Consider the following 15,636-nt stretch of genomic DNA (forward strand, 5'->3'; position numbering starts at 1 on the left):
TGTGATCCTGGCTTTTTGCCGTCCATCTGCGGATGAAACACTGGAATAAAAAGCATTAAAAATCAGTTAACTATAAAATACATCAGGCTAATAATATAACAAACCTGGTTACACTTTTGAAGCCGCTCACTAAGCACTATGGGCTATTGGTTCTATCATAATGATTTGACGGGAAATATTGTCGGGGTGCCGAACAGCACCCCGTTAAATCAGGCCTTATTTTCCTGTAAATAGCGATAAATTACCGAGAGGTCTTTCTCACCGTATCCGGCATCGACCGCCTTCTGCCACAGAGCGGCAATAGTTTCCAGGCCCGGCATCGCGGTATCGCCTGCGGCCTCCAGCGCCAGTCGTGCATCTTTCAGCGCCCAGGTCAGATGCATCTGCGGTGGATACTCGCCCCCGGCAATCATCGCCAGCTTGCCTTTCACATACGGGGCAGCCAGCGGACCGCCGTCCAGCACCTGCCAGAAATCATCCGGCGAGAAGCCCAGCTGTTCGGCCAGGCGGGTACTTTCCGCCAGTCCTTCCACCATGGAAACCAGCCACGCATTGGCGACCAGCTTCATTTTTGAACCGGCACCGGCTTCGCCCAGCCATTTCGCCCCTTTGGAGATCGCGGCAAATACCGGCTCGATGGCCGCTGCACGCTGACGATCGCCGCTGGCGAGGATCAGGATCTGCGCATTCTCCGCAGGTGCCTTGGTGCCGGAAACCGGAGCGTCAATAAATACCGCATCCGGGCGACGCTGATTAAATGTCGCAATTAACTGCTCTGTTGCCGCAATGCCAATGGTGCCCATCTGGCAGACCACCGTGCCCTGTTTCAGCTGCGGTAAGACATCATTAAGCACCGCCTGGGTGGTGTCGCCGTCAGACAGCATGGCAATCACCACATCGGCGGATGCCACCGCCTGCTCCGCACTGTCGGTCAGCTGTAATCCCGCCGCCAGTAAATCCTCACCACGCGCCCGGGTTCTGTTCCAGCCAAAGACGGTAAAATCATTTTTCAGCAGATTTGCAGCAAAGGCATGCCCCATCGCGCCAAGACCCAGCACGGCAACCGTTGGACGTTGATTCATCAGTGTGACTCCCTGTTAAATGAAAACGGCGGCATAAGCATGCCGCCTGACCCGTCCAGGGTAACGCAAAAAAGCAGGGAATGGGGGACTTTTCTGCGGAAAATGGCGACTCAGTGTTCAGGTATTTCATGCTAACCGGAGTGACTCAGTCGTTATCCGTCATTTTCTACTCAACCGAGCAGCTCAGTCCGTAATGCTGCGCAGCGCAGCGGCACTCTCTTCATCGTTAGGAATGTACACCAGCAGGCGATCGCCATTGCGCGGCGCCGACCACCAGTTATTCTGTCTGAGCGTCATCATGCCGGTCCTGGGATGATAAAAACGCTTCACCTGATTATCTATCGCACGGATTTCATAGCGCGGCCACAGGTCGCGAAACTCTTCGGACTCCGCCATCAGCCGATCCAGCAGCGCCTGCCAGCGGGGATCGTCAAGGTGATCCGCCATCTGAGTGCGGAACAGCGCCACCATATGCGGCATCAGAACATCCTGATCGGCAATCGCCGCGCGCCACTGCGGGTGGGTAAACGCCAGCAGAATGCAGTTGCGATCGGCCTGTGGAATGGTTTCCAGTTCGACGTTCATCAGCCGACACCATGCCGGGTTGTAGCCGATGATATCGAAGTGCAGCGACTGAATAATCGCCGGTAGCGGATTCAGGCTGTCCAACAGGATCTGCCCGTGGGCGGAAACGGTGGCGCAGGTTTTCGCCGCTACCGAGGCGGGCGAGGCATGCCCGGCCAGCTGGAACAGATGCTGGGTTTCCGCTTCGTTACACTGTAACGCAGCAGCAATCGCCGACAGGGTTTTGGCCGAGACGTTAATTTCCCGCCCCTGCTCCAGCCAGGTGTACCAGGTGACGCCGACGTCGGCCAGCTGCGCTACCTCTTCCCGGCGCAGGCCAGGGGTTCTGCGCGGGCGATGATGCGGCATGCCGAGGCGAATCGGGTCCAGGTTTTCACGACGGCTGCGCAGGAAGGTGGCCAGCAGCTGACGGTTTTTTTGCGCCGTGCTGACGGGCAGCTGGATCTCACTCACGGGTTTTCTCCTCGTTGACGGGTAGCGCCAGTACTATGATAAGCAGGATCTGGTACCCGTTTAAATTTTCCCTGATGCTATGCCCGGTCACTGATTAACACAAGGGTTATGCAAGATGAAAAGCGGGATTGATTCCACCTCACTGGGGCAAGGCGGGCTGATTGTGCTGCTGGCGGGTCAGCTGTTGCCAATGATTGATTTTTCCATCGTAAACGTGGCGCTGGACGCCATGTCCGCCACTCTGCATGCCAGCCCCATCCAGCTTGAGCTGATCGTTGCCGTTTACGGTATTGCCTTTGCCGTCAGTCTGGCAATGGGCGGCCGTCTGGGCGATAACTTCGGCCGCCGCCGGGTGTTCAGTACCGGTGTATTGCTGTTCGGCATTGCATCACTGATCTGCGGTATTGCTCCCAACGTCTGGGCGCTGCTGCTGGCACGCGCGTTGCAGGGTATTGGCGCAGCGCTGATCGTGCCGCAAATTCTTGCAACGCTGCACGTCACCCTGCACGGCCGCGAGCACTCCCGGGCGCTGGGGCTGTACGGCGGCATTGGCGGAATGGCATTTATTATCGGCCAGGCACTCGGTGGATTCCTGATAAATGCCGATCCTGGCGGCTACGGCTGGCGCAGCGTTTTTCTGATCAACATCCCGCTGTGCCTGGCGATCCTGCTGCTGGCCCCGCGCAGTATTCCCGAGACACAGAACGACCGCCGCGTTGCCATTGACTGGCCCGGCACGCTGTATCTGGTCGGTGCGATTGGCTGTCTGCTGACCGCGCTGGCGCTGGGGCCGCTGCTGCACTGGAGCTGGCCGTGCATTGTGCTGCTGGCGGCGTTTCCCCTGCTGCTGAGCCAGCTGTGGCGCGTTGAGCAGGCACTCGAAAAACGCGGCGGTGCGCCATTGCTGCCCCCGGCACTGATGCGCCTGCACGGCGTGCGTTTTGGCCTGATCATCGCGGTACTGTTTTTCTGCTGCTGGAGCGGGTTTATGTTTGTGGTGGCGCTGACCCTACAGTCCGGCCTTGGGCTGAGCGCCTTCCAATCAGGAAACGCCTTTATCGCGCTCGGCGTCGCCTACTTTATCAGCTCCCTACTTTCCGCACGTGTGGTTGAACGGCTGGGTAAGGTTCCCACATTGATTACCGGCTGTGCGATCCAGATGACCGGGCTGCTCGGTCTGGCGTGGACGTTTAATCACGGCTGGCCGCACGTGGGTATTGCGCAGTTAATTCCGGCAACCGCGCTGATTGGTTTCGGTCAGGCGTTTATCGTCAGCTGTTTCTTCCGCATCGGGCTGGCGGAAGTGCCTAAAAGCCATGCCGGAGCGGGAAGCGCAATGTTGTCAACGGTACAACAGGCGGCTTTCGGCCTTGGCCCGATGGTGCTGGGTGCGGTATACAGCCACGGGCTAATCTCGACAGGGAATTACCAGCACGCCGTACTGTCCTCACTGGGCACCGAGTGGGCAATCATGCTGGTACTGGTTATCAGTGCGGTTATTTTGCGACGCGGCACAACTCAGGGAAATGCTAACGTTCAGGGAACTGCAAAAATTCAGGGAAGCGCACCGTCGTTAAAGCCTGCCGTTTGCGCTGCCAGGGATAAAGCGGAGTGATATCGGGGAGTTTAAGGACAACCGGTGGTTTACAGGCCGGGTAAATGACAAATGACCAGGCGGATTGCACTGGGCGATCCGCCTGGCTTAACGCTAAATATCTTACGGAGAGGTATAAAGCTGACGCTTCGAAACGCTTTCAGGCTTTCAGGCTTTCAGGCTTTCAAGCAGGCATTTTTATCGCCTGCTTACTGGACTACCCACTTCGCCTCAACCTGCTGCGCGGGATGGAAGCGCAGTCGGCTGCCGCTCATCGTCCAGACTTCAATACTCTGCGGCGTGGTACGGATCATCGCCAGTTTCACCAGGTTGCCAAACTGGCACAGCTGATGGTTCAGAGTCAGCTGACGTGCTGGAATGCTCATCTCATTGTTCACTTTGCACAGTCCTCGCGCCATAAGCGTTAATTCACTGCGCGAAATATTAGCAAATTGTGCTGCAAAAGGCTTTGAGCTGGATCAACAATTGAGAACCAGAGCCAACTGGCTCAAGAGTAGAAAAAATCGGCATAACCCCGCTGTTAACGTCAGAAAATTGAACGACCGATGCGGTCGGCCAGCAGTTCCAGCGCGGCGGTGCCCGCCAGCGAATTACCGGAAGCATCCAGCTCCGGCGACCAGACCGCGATACTCATTTCACCCGGAACAATCGCGATAATCCCACCGCCCACGCCGGATTTTCCCGGCATGCCGACCCGCCACGCAAACTCGCCGGCACCGTCGTACATCCCGCTGGTGACCATCAGCGCGTTGATCTGCCGGGCCTGTTTTGGCGTCAGCAGCGGTTCGCCCTGCCCCAGGCCCCGCCCCTGATTGGCAAGATATAAAAAGCAGCGCGCCAGTTCGCCGCAGCTCATGGTCATCGCACAGTAGTGAAAATAGGTCTGTAACACCGTCTGAACGTCATTAGAGAAATTGCCAAACGACTTCATCAGCCAGGCAATTGCCGCGTTTCGTGCAGAATGATCGAACTCAGAACGGGCAACGTGGCGGTCGTAATTGATATCCGGCTGCTGCGTCAGAACCCGTACCAGTTCCAGCATGCGCTGGCGAGGCGCGGTCAGACGAGTCTCCAGCATATCGCACACCACCAGCGCCCCGGCGTTAATAAACGGGTTACGCGGTTTGCCCTGCTCCAGTTCCAGCTGTAACAGCGAATTAAACGGCTGACCGGACGGTTCTTTCCCCACCCGCTGCCAGATTTCACTGTCCTGATAACGCGTGAGGGCCAGAGTCAGAGAAAGCACTTTGGAGATCGACTGAATCGAAAAACGCTCATCCGCATCGCCCGCCTGATAAAGCGTGCCGTCCAGCATACAAACCGCAATTCCCAGCCGATCGGCGGGCACTTCGGCCAGCGCAGGAATATAGCTGGCTACTTTACCCTGACCAATTAGCTGCCTCACCTGTTGCAGGATCTCCTCCAGCAGGACATTATTCAGAACGCTCACGATATCTCTTCCTCGACGGCTGCCTTTACGGCCTGATTTTCTTCGCGATTCTGCGGCCTGCCAGACCAAAGGTCAAACCCGCTCAGGCGGAACTGCGATGACGGACGGTAATAGTAAATGATTAATTGATTCGCTTAAGTTATATATAAATTCTGATTTACAAATTTATTGAATTTTCTGTTTCATCTGTCACATAAATAAAAGACAATATCCCTACTAAATTTATGATCCATAATTTGGATTAACACTTCATCAACACATCGTTAACTTCAATAATGCATCCAAACACTGTTTCTCGTAAGACCGCATGGCTACGCGTAGTTATGCTGGCTATTGCTGCGTTTATTTTTAACACCACCGAATTTGTTCCGGTCGGCCTGCTGTCTGATATTGGCGAAAGTTTCTCAATGCAGACGGCACAGGTTGGCCTGATGCTGACCATCTACGCCTGGGTCGTGGCACTGATGTCGCTGCCGATGATGCTGTTAACGCGCAACGTTGAGCGCCGTTTTCTGCTGATGGTGATTTTCACCCTGTTTGTTGCCAGCCATGCGCTCTCTTCCGTGGCGTGGGATTTCACCACCCTGGTGGCTTCCCGCATTGGGATTGCCTTCTCGCACGCCATTTTCTGGTCGATTACCGCATCGCTGGCCATCCGCGTTGCCCCGTCGGGTAAAAAAACCCAGGCGTTAAGCATGCTGGCCACCGGTACGGCGCTGGCGATGGTGCTGGGCCTGCCGCTCGGCCGCATGATCGGCCAATTGCTGGGCTGGCGTATGACCTTCGCGGTGATTGGCGTGGCGGCGCTGGTGACCATGGCACTGCTGTTTAAGCTGCTGCCTAAACTGCCAAGCGAGCATACCGGTTCGTTAAAAAGCGTGCCAATGCTGTTCCGTCGCCCGGCGCTGGTGTCACTCTATTTGCTGATTGCCGTTACGGTGACCGCGCATTACACCGCCTACAGCTATATTGAGCCGTTTATTCAGAGCGTCGCGGGATTAAGCGGCGGGTTCACCACCTTCCTGCTGTTAATTTTCGGCGCCGCAGGCATTGTTGGCAGTATTCTGTTTAGCATGTTCGGAAATAAATATCCGGCCAGCTTTTTACTCGGTGCGATCCTGTTAATTAGTGTGTGTATGCTGTCACTGTATCTTGCCGCCACGCACGATCTGGCCATCTCCACCCTGTGCATCGTCTGGGGCATGGCGATGATGATCATTGGCCTGGCGGTTCAGGTACGCGTACTGGCTCTGGCGCCGGACGCCACCGACGTGGCGATGTCCCTGCTGTCGGGGATCTACAATATTGGTATCGGCGGCGGCGCACTGCTGGGCAGCCAGGTCAGCGTGCATCTGAATATGGCCAGCGTCGGCTACGTCGGCGGTGCTATCGGCGTGCTGTCGCTGTGCTGGTGCGCGTGGAGCATGAAGCGTTACCCGCAGCTGAGAATCAACGGCTAAATTACTACCCGCGTTAACGATAAAAACGACAAAGCCCCTGACCGGCATGAAAACGGTCAGGGGCTTTTTTATTGAAAGGCGGTCAGCGGTTGTTCAGGCATTCAACGATAAAATCAACCGTCACCTGAACTCGCTTCGCCCGCTGGCTTCTTGGCAGGTAGTAAAGACAGACCGCCGGAAAGGTCGGCCAGTAGTTATTCATCACCGGCTGCAAATGCTCGTAGCCGGACAGATTATCCCGCAGCGGTTCGAACAGCCTGCCGATGCCAACGCCGTCAGATATCGCATCGCGAACGGTATCAATATCATTGCATATCATCGCATTATCCATATCGGGCGATATCGTCACACCGTGACTTTGCAGGGTCAGCTTTGAAAGGCGCTTCGAAGTACCGAAGCGATAGGTGATCAGCCGGTGTGTCGCCAGCTCCTCCGGAGTGGTCGGCGTGCCGTGGCGCGCCAGATACTCATCTGAAGCATACAGTCCCAGTCTGAACGGCGGGAAAATTTCTCTGGCCACCATCCCTTCGCTCACCGCATTGCCAAACCGAATGCCCAGATCGAATCCCTCCTCGACCAGGCTGACGCTGCCGTCATTGACCGAAACCTCCAGCTGGATGTTTGGGTAAGTGCGATAAAAATCGGCCAGCAGCGGGCGGAGAATCAGCTGCCAGGCAAAACGCGGCAGCGTAATGCGCACCGGGCCGGAGGGCGCGCCGCTGATGTTCAGCACCTCTTCCAGCGCCGTATCCAGCTCGGCCATGGCGCCTTCCGTTCGCTTTAGCAGCGCCATACCCGTCTCGGTCAGGCTGATTTTTCGCGTGGTGCGGGCAAACAGCGGCACGCCGGTTTTCTGCTCCAGCAGGCGCAGGGATTTACTGACCGAAGGCACGGTGACGCCGAGCTTGCGCGCCGCTGCGGAAATGCTCTGTTCACGTGCAATAGTGTGAAATACCGCCAGCTGGCCGTAGGTTGTGGTGTCCATTATTAACTTTGAGTTAACAGTTCAGGTGATAAAAGCAGTCTACTCCGCATTCGACGATTGTCCTACATTACCGACTGCCGAGACAGGGCGAAGGCATAATCCGTTAATCACTAAAACAGAGGCACTATGACCAGGGCGCTAATCATCTCAGGGCATCCGAACCTGACAGAATCCATCGCAAACGCAACCATCCTTGACGCAGTCGCTGCCGCGCTGCCTGAAACAGAAATCCGCTATCTGGACTCGCTGTATCCCGATTATCGTTTTGATATCGACGCGGAACAGCAGGCTTTACTGCGTGCGGATGTGATTGTCTGGCAGTTCCCCTTTTCATGGTATTCCGTACCCGGGCTGATGAAGCTGTGGATTGATGAAGTGTTCCTGCATGGCTTCTCGCACGGTTCAACCAGCAAACTTAACGGCAAAAAGCTGCTGCTGTCGTTTACAACCGGTGCGCCGCAGGAAGCCTTTAGCGCAGAAGGATGGTTTGGACACGATCTGGACGACTACCTTCTGCCCTTCAGAACCACCGCCGGGCTGTGCAATCTGGAGCTGCTGGCACCGATTCACACCAGCGGAGTAAGCTACACGGCGCGAATTGAGGAAAGCCAGATTAGTCAGCAAAAAGAGGCGGCGCGGGAACATGCCGCGCGGCTGGTGGCGGCTATTAAGGCGCTGAGCTAAAAGCGACGGCCAGTGCATAAGGCGTTAACCCCGCTGAGAATTCACGGCGAAATCAACATCCCGCGTTAGCAGTAAGAACGAGAAAGCCCCTGAGTCAGGGGCTTTTGCCGGTAATCACGTTAAGAAAAGTGGCTTACGGTAAATAAAACACCGACGGCAGCTCGCTGCTGACCGGGCTGTGATCCGCATTGGACGGCATCAGCTCGCTCATCGACCGCCACCAGCGCTGGCACACCTCCGTGGCAGCCACCGCGTTCCAGCGCTCCTCGGATTCGATCTCCACATACGCAAACAGCAGATTGCGTGAGGCATCAAGGAAAATGCTGTAGTTGTGCGCCCCGTGATCCTTCAGCGTTTGCGCCAGTTCGGGCCAGATTGGGCTGTGCCGCTGCTGGTACGCCTGATGCTTGTCAGGATGCACCTGCATCACAAACGCCTTACGCAACATGAGAGTGCTTCGCTTCCAGCGCCGCCGCCCACGGTTTAACCCCGAAACGCTCACCCAGGGCGATCAGTTCCTCGGTGGTAATGCTCTGCCTCATGCCGCCCATCGACAGCACTTTCACCACCACCTCCGACGATTTCTCGGCGGTATCGATCAGGCCAAAGGTTTCATCCAGCGTCGGTCCGGTGCCGAAAATACCGTGGAACGGCCACATCACCAGCGTGTGTGAGGCCATCTGTTCGGCGGTTTTGGTGCCGATGCCGTCGGTGCCCGGCACCATCCACGGCACAATACCCACGCCGTCCGGGAACACCACCAGGCACTCGGTGCTGCCTTCCCACAGCAGACGGGTAAAGCTGGCGGCGTTAAGTTCGGCCACGTAGCTCAGCGCCATAAAGTTAGTGGCGTGGCAGTGCATAATCACCCGATCCGCACCGTTGGACACTTTCTTACGCACGCTGTGCGACTGGAAGTGCGAGGCCAGTTCAGAGGTCGGCACACCGCCGTTGCTCAGCCCCCAGTGAATGGTATAGGCCTGGCCGTCGGCGCTGACGCGCAGCAGCACCAGATTATCGGCCGGATCGAGCTGCACGTTGCGGAAAAACTTGCCTGAACCGGTCACCAGGAACCAGCAGTTTGCCAGCTCCGGCGCGGGCTGGCTGAGTTCCAGCGTGCGCGGTTCGGCATAAAAATCAGCGGCGAACGGCTGCACTTCTTCGTCCAGCAGGCGCAGCGAGACGTTGCCACCGTTACGCTCGTCCCAGCCCTTCAGCCACATATCGCTGGTTGCTTTAACCATGCCCTGGACAAACCAGGAATTGAGAATCTGTTGCATGTACTTACCCTTAACGTTGGCTGAGAATCTGTTGTTCATAATGACGGACGTCGCCTAACCAGCCGGCCCCCGCCGGGACATCATGGCGCAGGCACCAGGCTTCCCAGACCGCCTGCCACGGCAGGGATTTCTGCTCTTCCAGCAGCGCCAGGCGCGCGGTGTAATCCCCCTCAAGCTCGAGCTTTTTCAACTGGTCGACCGGCTCCAGCAGCGCGCGCAGCAGCGCTTTTTTCGCATTGCGCGTACCAATGACCCAGGCGGCGATGCGATTGATGGAGGCATCGAAGAAGTCCAGCCCGATGTGCACCTTGTCGAACAGCTTCTGGCGAACAATTTCACTGGCGATCGCCTGAGTTTCATCATCCAGCAGCACCACGTGGTCGCTGTCCCAGCGCACCGGGCGGCTGACGTGCAGCAGCAGGCGCGGCACGTAGAGCATGGCGGTAGAAATCTTGTCGGAAATCACTTCGGTCGGATGGAAATGCCCGGCGTCCAGGGTCAGCGCGGTCTGGCGACTGGCGGCGTAGCCGAGGCAGAATTCGTTAGAGCCGACGGTATAGCTCTCGGCACCGATGCCGAACAGTTTGCTTTCCACCGCGTCGATATGGTGGGCGGGGTTCAGTTTTTCGCTGATAATTTCATCCAGCGAGTTCATCAGGCGCTGGCGCGGAGCCAGGCGATCCACCGTCAGATCCTTCATGCCGTCCGGTACCCAGATGTTCATCACCGACGGCGTGCCCAGCTGTTCACCAAACCACGCGGAGATTTTGCGGCTGGCCTTGCAGTGGTCGATCCAGAACTGGCGGATTTCCGCGTTGGCATGGGCCAGGGTAAAACCGTCGGCACTTAACTCGTGCGAGAAGCAAGTCGGGTTAAAATCCAGTCCTATCTTCTGCTGCTTCGCCCACGCCACCCAGCCGGCAAAATGCTCGGGTTTGATTTCGTGGCGATCCACCGCCTGCTCGCTTTCCAGATAGATGGCGTGCAGATTCAGGCGTTTCGGACCGGGGATTAGCGCCATAGCCTGTTCCAGATCGGCGCGCAGTTCTTCCGCGCTGCGGGCGCGGCCCGGATAGTTACCGGTTGCCTGAATGCCGCCGGTCAGCGCGCCCTGCGGGTTTTCAAAACCGCGCACGTCATCGCCCTGCCAGCAGTGCATGGAAACCGGTAGCCGATCGAGCTGCGCCAGCGCGGCTTCCACGTCAATACCGATATCGGCAAAGCGCTGCTTAGCCAGCGCGAAAGCCTGTTCAATAGCCTGGGTCATATACATAGCTCCTTATCTGAATGGGTCAGTGCCTGAAAGCGCGCCTGACTGCGGCGAAACGCCTCACTGCCCTGGAAATCGAAACGAATGAGAGGGAAATTACGGTTAATCAGCTGGCGGAAGGCGCTGACATCAGCCACATCGCCAGCGGCAATCAGCTGACAGCCGATATTGCCGAGCGTGGAGGCTTCAACCGGCCCGGCATACACCGGAATACCGCAGGCGTTGGCGCACAGCTGGTTAAGAAACTGGTTCTGGCAGCCGCCGCCAACGATATGCAGCTGGCTGAATGCCCTGCCGCGCAGGCGCTCCAGCTGCTGCAGGACTTCACGGTAGTACAGCGCCAGGCTGTCGAAAATGCAGCGGGCCAGCTCGGCGGGCGTGGCGGGAACCAGCATCGCCTGTTCAGCACAGGCATCCTGAATTTCGCGCACCATGCTGCCCGGATTGAGGAAGCGGTCGTCATTGGGATTAATCAGCCACTGGCAGACCGGCTGCCGTTCGGCATCGGCAATCAGCTGGCAGAGATCGTCAATCCCCAGCTCGTCACACACGCGCTGCAGCAGCCACAGCCCCATAATGTTTTTCAGCACCCGATAGCGGCCTTCGGCACCGCCTTCGTTGGTGATATTGGCAGCCTGCGCCGCCCTGGAAGTAAACGGCTCGCGGCTCTCAAAGCCCATCAGTGACCAGGTGCCCGAGCTGAGGTACGCCGCCTGCGCATCGGCCAGCGGGGCCGCCAGTACCGCACTGGCGGTATCATGGGTGGCGACGGCAATCACCGGAATTGCCTGCCCGGACGGGCTGTGCCAATGCCCCACCTCGCGCCCCGGCTGGGACGGCTGACCGAACCACGCCGGATTTGCTCCGGTCCAGTTCAGCAGATCGCGGTCCCACTCGCCGCTGCAGATGTTCAGCAGCTGGGTCGTGGTGGCGTTGGTGTATTCCCAGTTCAGCTTGCCGGTCAGACGGAAGTGCAGATAGTCCGGGATAAGCAGCGCATGCGCCACACGTGAAAGTTCAGGCTGGTTGTCGCGGCACAGCGCGCGCAGTTGATAAAGCGTGTTAAACGGCAGAAACTGAATGCCGGTGCGCTGATAGATATTCTCATGGCCCAGTTCACGTGCCGCTTCGGCCATCACCCCGTGAGTGCGATCGTCGCGATAGGCAATCGGCAGCCCGACGCGTTCCCCCTGCTTATCCAGCAGCACATAGTCCACGCCCCAGGTATCAATCCCGATACTGTCCACCCGGATACCCTGGCGATCCAGTTTCTCCAGTGCGACAACGATAAAGGCTTCCAGCGCATCCAGATCCCAGCACTGGTGATTATCGATGCTGACCAGCTGATTCACACAGCGGCCAACCTCTTCGAGGGTAATGCTCTGGCTGTGCAGATCGTGGCGGGCCAGAATAACGCGACCGCTTGATGCGCCAAGGTCAACGGCCACAAGGTGACGAACAGTCATATGATTTACTTCCTGATGATTCGATGTCACCAGTGTAAAACAGCGTGATTTTGCCACCTTCTTGCTACTGCCAGCGCATTTCCCCTGCTGGCAGGATGGCAAAGATGAACGTGAAGCAGTTCACATTTTCACATCCTGAACCCGTTGCAGAGCGGGATGTGATGCCTGCCGCATTTCTCAATGTTTCCGGTCATTTCTTTAAAAATTAACGCCCTGGCGGAGATTTACGGTCAAAAATTCAAGGTGGCAACGCTCACGGCTTCGTACACTCTGTTGCTGGCATGTTACGAGGAAACCATCATGACCGTGTTACACAGCGCCGATTTCTTCCCCTCCGGGCACTGCCCGGTTGCTATCGAACCTCGAGCACCGCAGGGGGCGTTCCCGGAGCACCATCACGATGACTTTCACGAAATTGTGATCGTCGAACAGGGTGCCGGTATCCACGTTTTCAACGGCCAGTCGCAGCCGCTGTGCAGCGGCTGCGTTTGCTTCGTGCGTAATCATGACCGCCATATGTATGAGCAAACGGACAACCTGACGCTGACCAACGTGCTGTATCGCGGGCCGGAGTCGTTTCGTTTTCTCACCGGATTACAGCATCTGCTGCCCGCAGAGCATGACGGGATTTATCCGTCGCACTGGCGCATCGGTAATAAAGTGTTGGCGCAGGCCAGGCAGCTGATTGACGGACTGGTCGCTTCACCTTCCCCGGCGGGCATTGCCGGGCAGGCGGAACAGGAGATGCGCTTTATGCAGCTGCTGGTGCTGCTGCATCAGGGCCGCAGTGCGGCGCAGAGCGACGATCAGGACGGCCGCCTGCGCGCGCTGCTCGACTGGCTGGCCGACCATTACAGCGAAGAGGTTGACTGGGAAAATCTGGCGGACAGCTTTTCACTGTCGCTGCGAACCCTGCATCGCCAGCTGAAGCAGCAGACCGGCAGTACGCCGCAGCGCTACCTCAACCGCCTGCGCCTGCTGGAGGCGCGCCATCTGCTGCGACACAGTGAAATGCGGGTGACGGATATTGCTTTCCACTGCGGTTTTGGTGACAGCAATCACTTTTCTACGCTGTTTAAACGGGAGTTTGGCTGCTCTCCGCGTACACTGCGGCAAAATGACTGAAAAGGACATGCATGGTGACTGCCCCTCTGCGGCTGGCCAAAGCCGACTATATTCCCGCCGAACAGATGCCGGTTGCGGTTGCCGAGCGCACGCCGCAGCCCTCCTTTCCGCCCCACGTTCACGAATTTAATGAGATCGTGCTGGTCTGGCGCGGTAACGGCCTGCACGTGATGAACGATCGCCCCTGGCCGGTAACCTGCGGGGATATCTTTTATCTGCACGCCGACGACTGCCACAGCTACGAATCGGTGCAGGATCTGGTGCTGGACAATATTATCTACTGCCCGGAACGCTTTCAGCTGGCGCTGGACTGGCAGCAGCTGCTGCCTGCCCGCAACGAAGGATGCTGGCGGCTGACCACGCGCGGCATGGCGCTGGCGCGCGGGGTGATTAAGCAGCTGGAGGTGGAGAGCCGCAAAAGCGACCTGCTCTCAAGGCAGCTGACCGAAGCGCTGTTTTTACAGCTGGCGTTGATACTACAACGCCATCGCTACGCCTCCGATCTGCCGTGGCAGCTGCCGGAAGGCGAACAGCTGGACCTGCTGATGGCCGCCATTCAGGGGCATATCGCCAGCCCGTTCGATCTGGCCACGTTCTGCCAACAGCATCGCCTGTCCGAACGGGCGCTGAAGCAGCTTTTCCGCCAGCAAACCGGCATGACCATTGGCCACTATCTGCGCCAGCTGCAGCTGTGTCAGGCGAAATATCTGCTGCGCAGCGGCGATCTGCTGATTGGTGAAGTGGCCTCGCACTGCGGCTTTGACGACAGTAACTACTTCTCGGTGGTGTTCACCCGCGAAACTGGCTTTACCCCCAGCGCCTGGCGCCAGCGCTTTATCAGCGGCGGCGAGGCGCATCGGCTGCATAACGCAAAAGGCTGACCCGAAGGTCAGCCTTATGTGACGTTGTAACGAATTTACGACACCATTCCCATCCCGACGATGTTGGCCGCGAGGATAATCACCACGCAGCCCACGCTCAGCACGCGAACCGGTCTGCGCCCAACGTTGCTCCACTCCTTCAGCAACAGCCCCACCAGACCACCGCACAGCACGTAGAAGCTCATATGCAGCATCCAGCTGACGAAATCGTACTGCGCCGGAATACGGGCATGGCCCCAGGCATAGAAGAAGAACTGCAGATACCACATCGTCCCGCCGAGCAGCGACAATCCGATGTTGGCGATAAGCAGCGGTTTTGCCACCGAGAAGTCGGCTTTAACCGACAGGTTAGATTTAGTTGCCAGGCGAATAAAGCAGTAGCCGAGGTTGATCAGCGCCCCGCCGCCCATAATCACCACGTAGCTCGGCAGCGCCACGTACAGCGGATCGATACCCGCAGCCGCGGCCGCTTCATGCATCGGTTTGGCCGCATCCATCGCGAAGGACATACCGGCAGAGAAAATGCCGCACAGCACCGCCAGCACCAGGCCTTTCTTCAGATTGAAATCCTCCGCCGCTATGCCCATCGCCCGCTCTTTCAGCAGCCCGGCGCGGGAAACAATCGCCACCCCAAGCAGCGCCACCAGCACACCCAGCAGCGTCAGACGACCACCGATGGAACTGAACAGCTCAACGAAGCGCCCCTGTAATAGCGGTGTCATCAGCGTACCGACCACCAGCGTAATGCCGATGGCAATGCCGATACCCATCGACATGCCGAGGTAGCGCATGGTTAAACCGTAGTTAATGTTACCGATGCCCCACATCGCGCCAAACAGAAACACCGGCATTAGCTGGGAGAGAGAGAACGAACTGTAGTAGCCCCAGAAGCTGGGCAGCAGCATGGCGCTGATTGCCCACGGCAGGATAATCCACGACATCACCCCGCCCACTGACCACATGGTTTCCCACGACCAGTTGCGGACCTTCTTTAGCGGAGCATAAAAGCAGGCGGCGCTGGCCGCACCGACCAAATGCCACAGAATACCCGAGAGAATGGCTTCACTCATTTTGTTTTCCTTCGTTGTTGTTTGCCCTGTATGACGAAGGAGTCTACGGATAAGCGCCACCGGGCAACCTTACGCTGGCTGCCCCACCGGCGGCAGATCTGGCAAAATTCAGCGCCTTCAGCCGACCTCGATCACAATTCGCTTATCTGATGCCCGGCCACGGCAATCACTCGGGTTTTACGTTAAGTTGCTCATATTTATCATTAAATATAAAAAATGCCAGATCGGTC

The 15,636-nt window shown here is 57.6% G+C and carries 15 protein-coding genes; 5 read left to right on the forward strand and 10 right to left on the reverse strand.

Translation table 11 applies throughout. The features are described from left to right. Nucleotides 1–209: 209 nt before the first annotated feature. Entirely contained in the window at nt 210–1,082 is an 873-nt protein-coding gene (locus IBT46_RS18830) for an NAD(P)-dependent oxidoreductase (RefSeq protein WP_200546896.1), read from the reverse strand. A gap of 183 nt (nt 1,083–1,265) precedes the next feature. After that, nucleotides 1,266–2,120: a helix-turn-helix transcriptional regulator gene (locus tag IBT46_RS18835; RefSeq protein WP_200546897.1), complete on the reverse strand. Its 855-nt coding sequence runs from the start codon at nt 2,118–2,120 to the stop codon at nt 1,266–1,268. Between the two features lie 115 nt (nt 2,121–2,235). On the opposite strand from IBT46_RS18835, the gene IBT46_RS18840 reads away from it, so the two are divergent. Then, nucleotides 2,236–3,735: an MFS transporter gene (locus IBT46_RS18840; protein ID WP_200546898.1), complete on the forward strand. Its 1,500-nt coding sequence runs from the start codon at nt 2,236–2,238 to the stop codon at nt 3,733–3,735. A gap of 188 nt (nt 3,736–3,923) precedes the next feature. Here IBT46_RS18840 and IBT46_RS18845 read toward each other — a convergent pair whose 3' ends face one another. Together IBT46_RS18845 and glsB are read right to left on the reverse strand one after the other, a co-directional pair. Beyond that, on the reverse strand, nt 3,924–4,100 hold the full coding sequence (locus tag IBT46_RS18845) for a hypothetical protein (protein WP_172606616.1): 177 nt from the start codon (nt 4,098–4,100) through the stop codon (nt 3,924–3,926). A 161-nt stretch (nt 4,101–4,261) separates the two neighbouring features. Then, on the reverse strand, nt 4,262–5,188 hold the full coding sequence (glsB, locus tag IBT46_RS18850; RefSeq protein WP_200546998.1) for a glutaminase B: 927 nt from the start codon (nt 5,186–5,188) through the stop codon (nt 4,262–4,264). Nucleotides 5,189–5,460: 272 nt separating this feature from the next. Here glsB and IBT46_RS18855 point away from each other — a divergent pair, with 272 nt between their 5' ends. Then, a complete protein-coding gene (locus IBT46_RS18855) occupies nt 5,461–6,645 on the forward strand; it encodes a sugar transporter (protein ID WP_105593733.1) in 1,185 nt (394 codons plus the stop codon). Between the two features lie 82 nt (nt 6,646–6,727). On the opposite strand, the gene IBT46_RS18860 is transcribed toward IBT46_RS18855, so the two are convergent. Further along, complete coding sequence (locus IBT46_RS18860) at nt 6,728–7,630, reverse strand: LysR family transcriptional regulator (RefSeq protein WP_200546899.1); 903 nt, start codon at nt 7,628–7,630, stop codon at nt 6,728–6,730. Nucleotides 7,631–7,756: 126 nt separating this feature from the next. Here IBT46_RS18860 and IBT46_RS18865 point away from each other — a divergent pair, with 126 nt between their 5' ends. Beyond that, the gene (locus IBT46_RS18865; protein WP_200546900.1) at nt 7,757–8,314 is read left to right on the forward strand and encodes an NAD(P)H-dependent oxidoreductase; all 558 of its coding nucleotides are present in this window, start codon (nt 7,757–7,759) and stop codon (nt 8,312–8,314) included. 133 nt (nt 8,315–8,447) lie between these two features. Here IBT46_RS18865 and rhaM read toward each other — a convergent pair whose 3' ends face one another. The 4 genes from rhaM to rhaB are packed head-to-tail and all read right to left on the reverse strand — an operon-like array spanning nt 8,448 to nt 12,330. Then, a complete protein-coding gene (gene rhaM, locus IBT46_RS18870) occupies nt 8,448–8,762 on the reverse strand; it encodes an L-rhamnose mutarotase (protein ID WP_200546901.1) in 315 nt (104 codons plus the stop codon). Continuing rightward, nucleotides 8,752–9,594: a rhamnulose-1-phosphate aldolase gene (gene rhaD / locus IBT46_RS18875; RefSeq protein WP_200546902.1), complete on the reverse strand. Its 843-nt coding sequence runs from the start codon at nt 9,592–9,594 to the stop codon at nt 8,752–8,754. The genes rhaM and rhaD overlap by 11 nt, the downstream gene beginning before the upstream one ends. 10 nt (nt 9,595–9,604) lie before the next feature. After that, nucleotides 9,605–10,861: an L-rhamnose isomerase gene (locus tag IBT46_RS18880; protein WP_200546903.1), complete on the reverse strand. Its 1,257-nt coding sequence runs from the start codon at nt 10,859–10,861 to the stop codon at nt 9,605–9,607. Beyond that, on the reverse strand, nt 10,858–12,330 hold the full coding sequence (rhaB, locus tag IBT46_RS18885; RefSeq protein WP_200546904.1) for a rhamnulokinase: 1,473 nt from the start codon (nt 12,328–12,330) through the stop codon (nt 10,858–10,860). The genes IBT46_RS18880 and rhaB overlap by 4 nt, the downstream gene beginning before the upstream one ends. A 300-nt stretch (nt 12,331–12,630) precedes the next feature. On the opposite strand from rhaB, the gene rhaS reads away from it, so the two are divergent. Both rhaS and rhaR read left to right on the forward strand, forming a co-directional pair. Continuing rightward, nucleotides 12,631–13,455, forward strand: coding sequence for an HTH-type transcriptional activator RhaS (rhaS, locus tag IBT46_RS18890; RefSeq protein ID WP_200546905.1), 825 nt, complete (start codon nt 12,631–12,633; stop codon nt 13,453–13,455). A gap of 11 nt (nt 13,456–13,466) precedes the next feature. Further along, entirely contained in the window at nt 13,467–14,336 is an 870-nt protein-coding gene (rhaR, locus tag IBT46_RS18895) for an HTH-type transcriptional activator RhaR (protein ID WP_200546906.1), read from the forward strand. 35 nt (nt 14,337–14,371) lie between these two features. Here rhaR and rhaT read toward each other — a convergent pair whose 3' ends face one another. After that, nucleotides 14,372–15,406, reverse strand: coding sequence for an L-rhamnose/proton symporter RhaT (gene rhaT / locus IBT46_RS18900; RefSeq protein WP_200546907.1), 1,035 nt, complete (start codon nt 15,404–15,406; stop codon nt 14,372–14,374). Nucleotides 15,407–15,636: the final 230 nt, after the last annotated feature.

It is taken from the genome of Erwinia sp. S38, assembly GCF_016624545.1.
Classification (GTDB): Bacteria; Pseudomonadota; Gammaproteobacteria; order Enterobacterales; family Enterobacteriaceae; genus Erwinia; species Erwinia coffeiphila.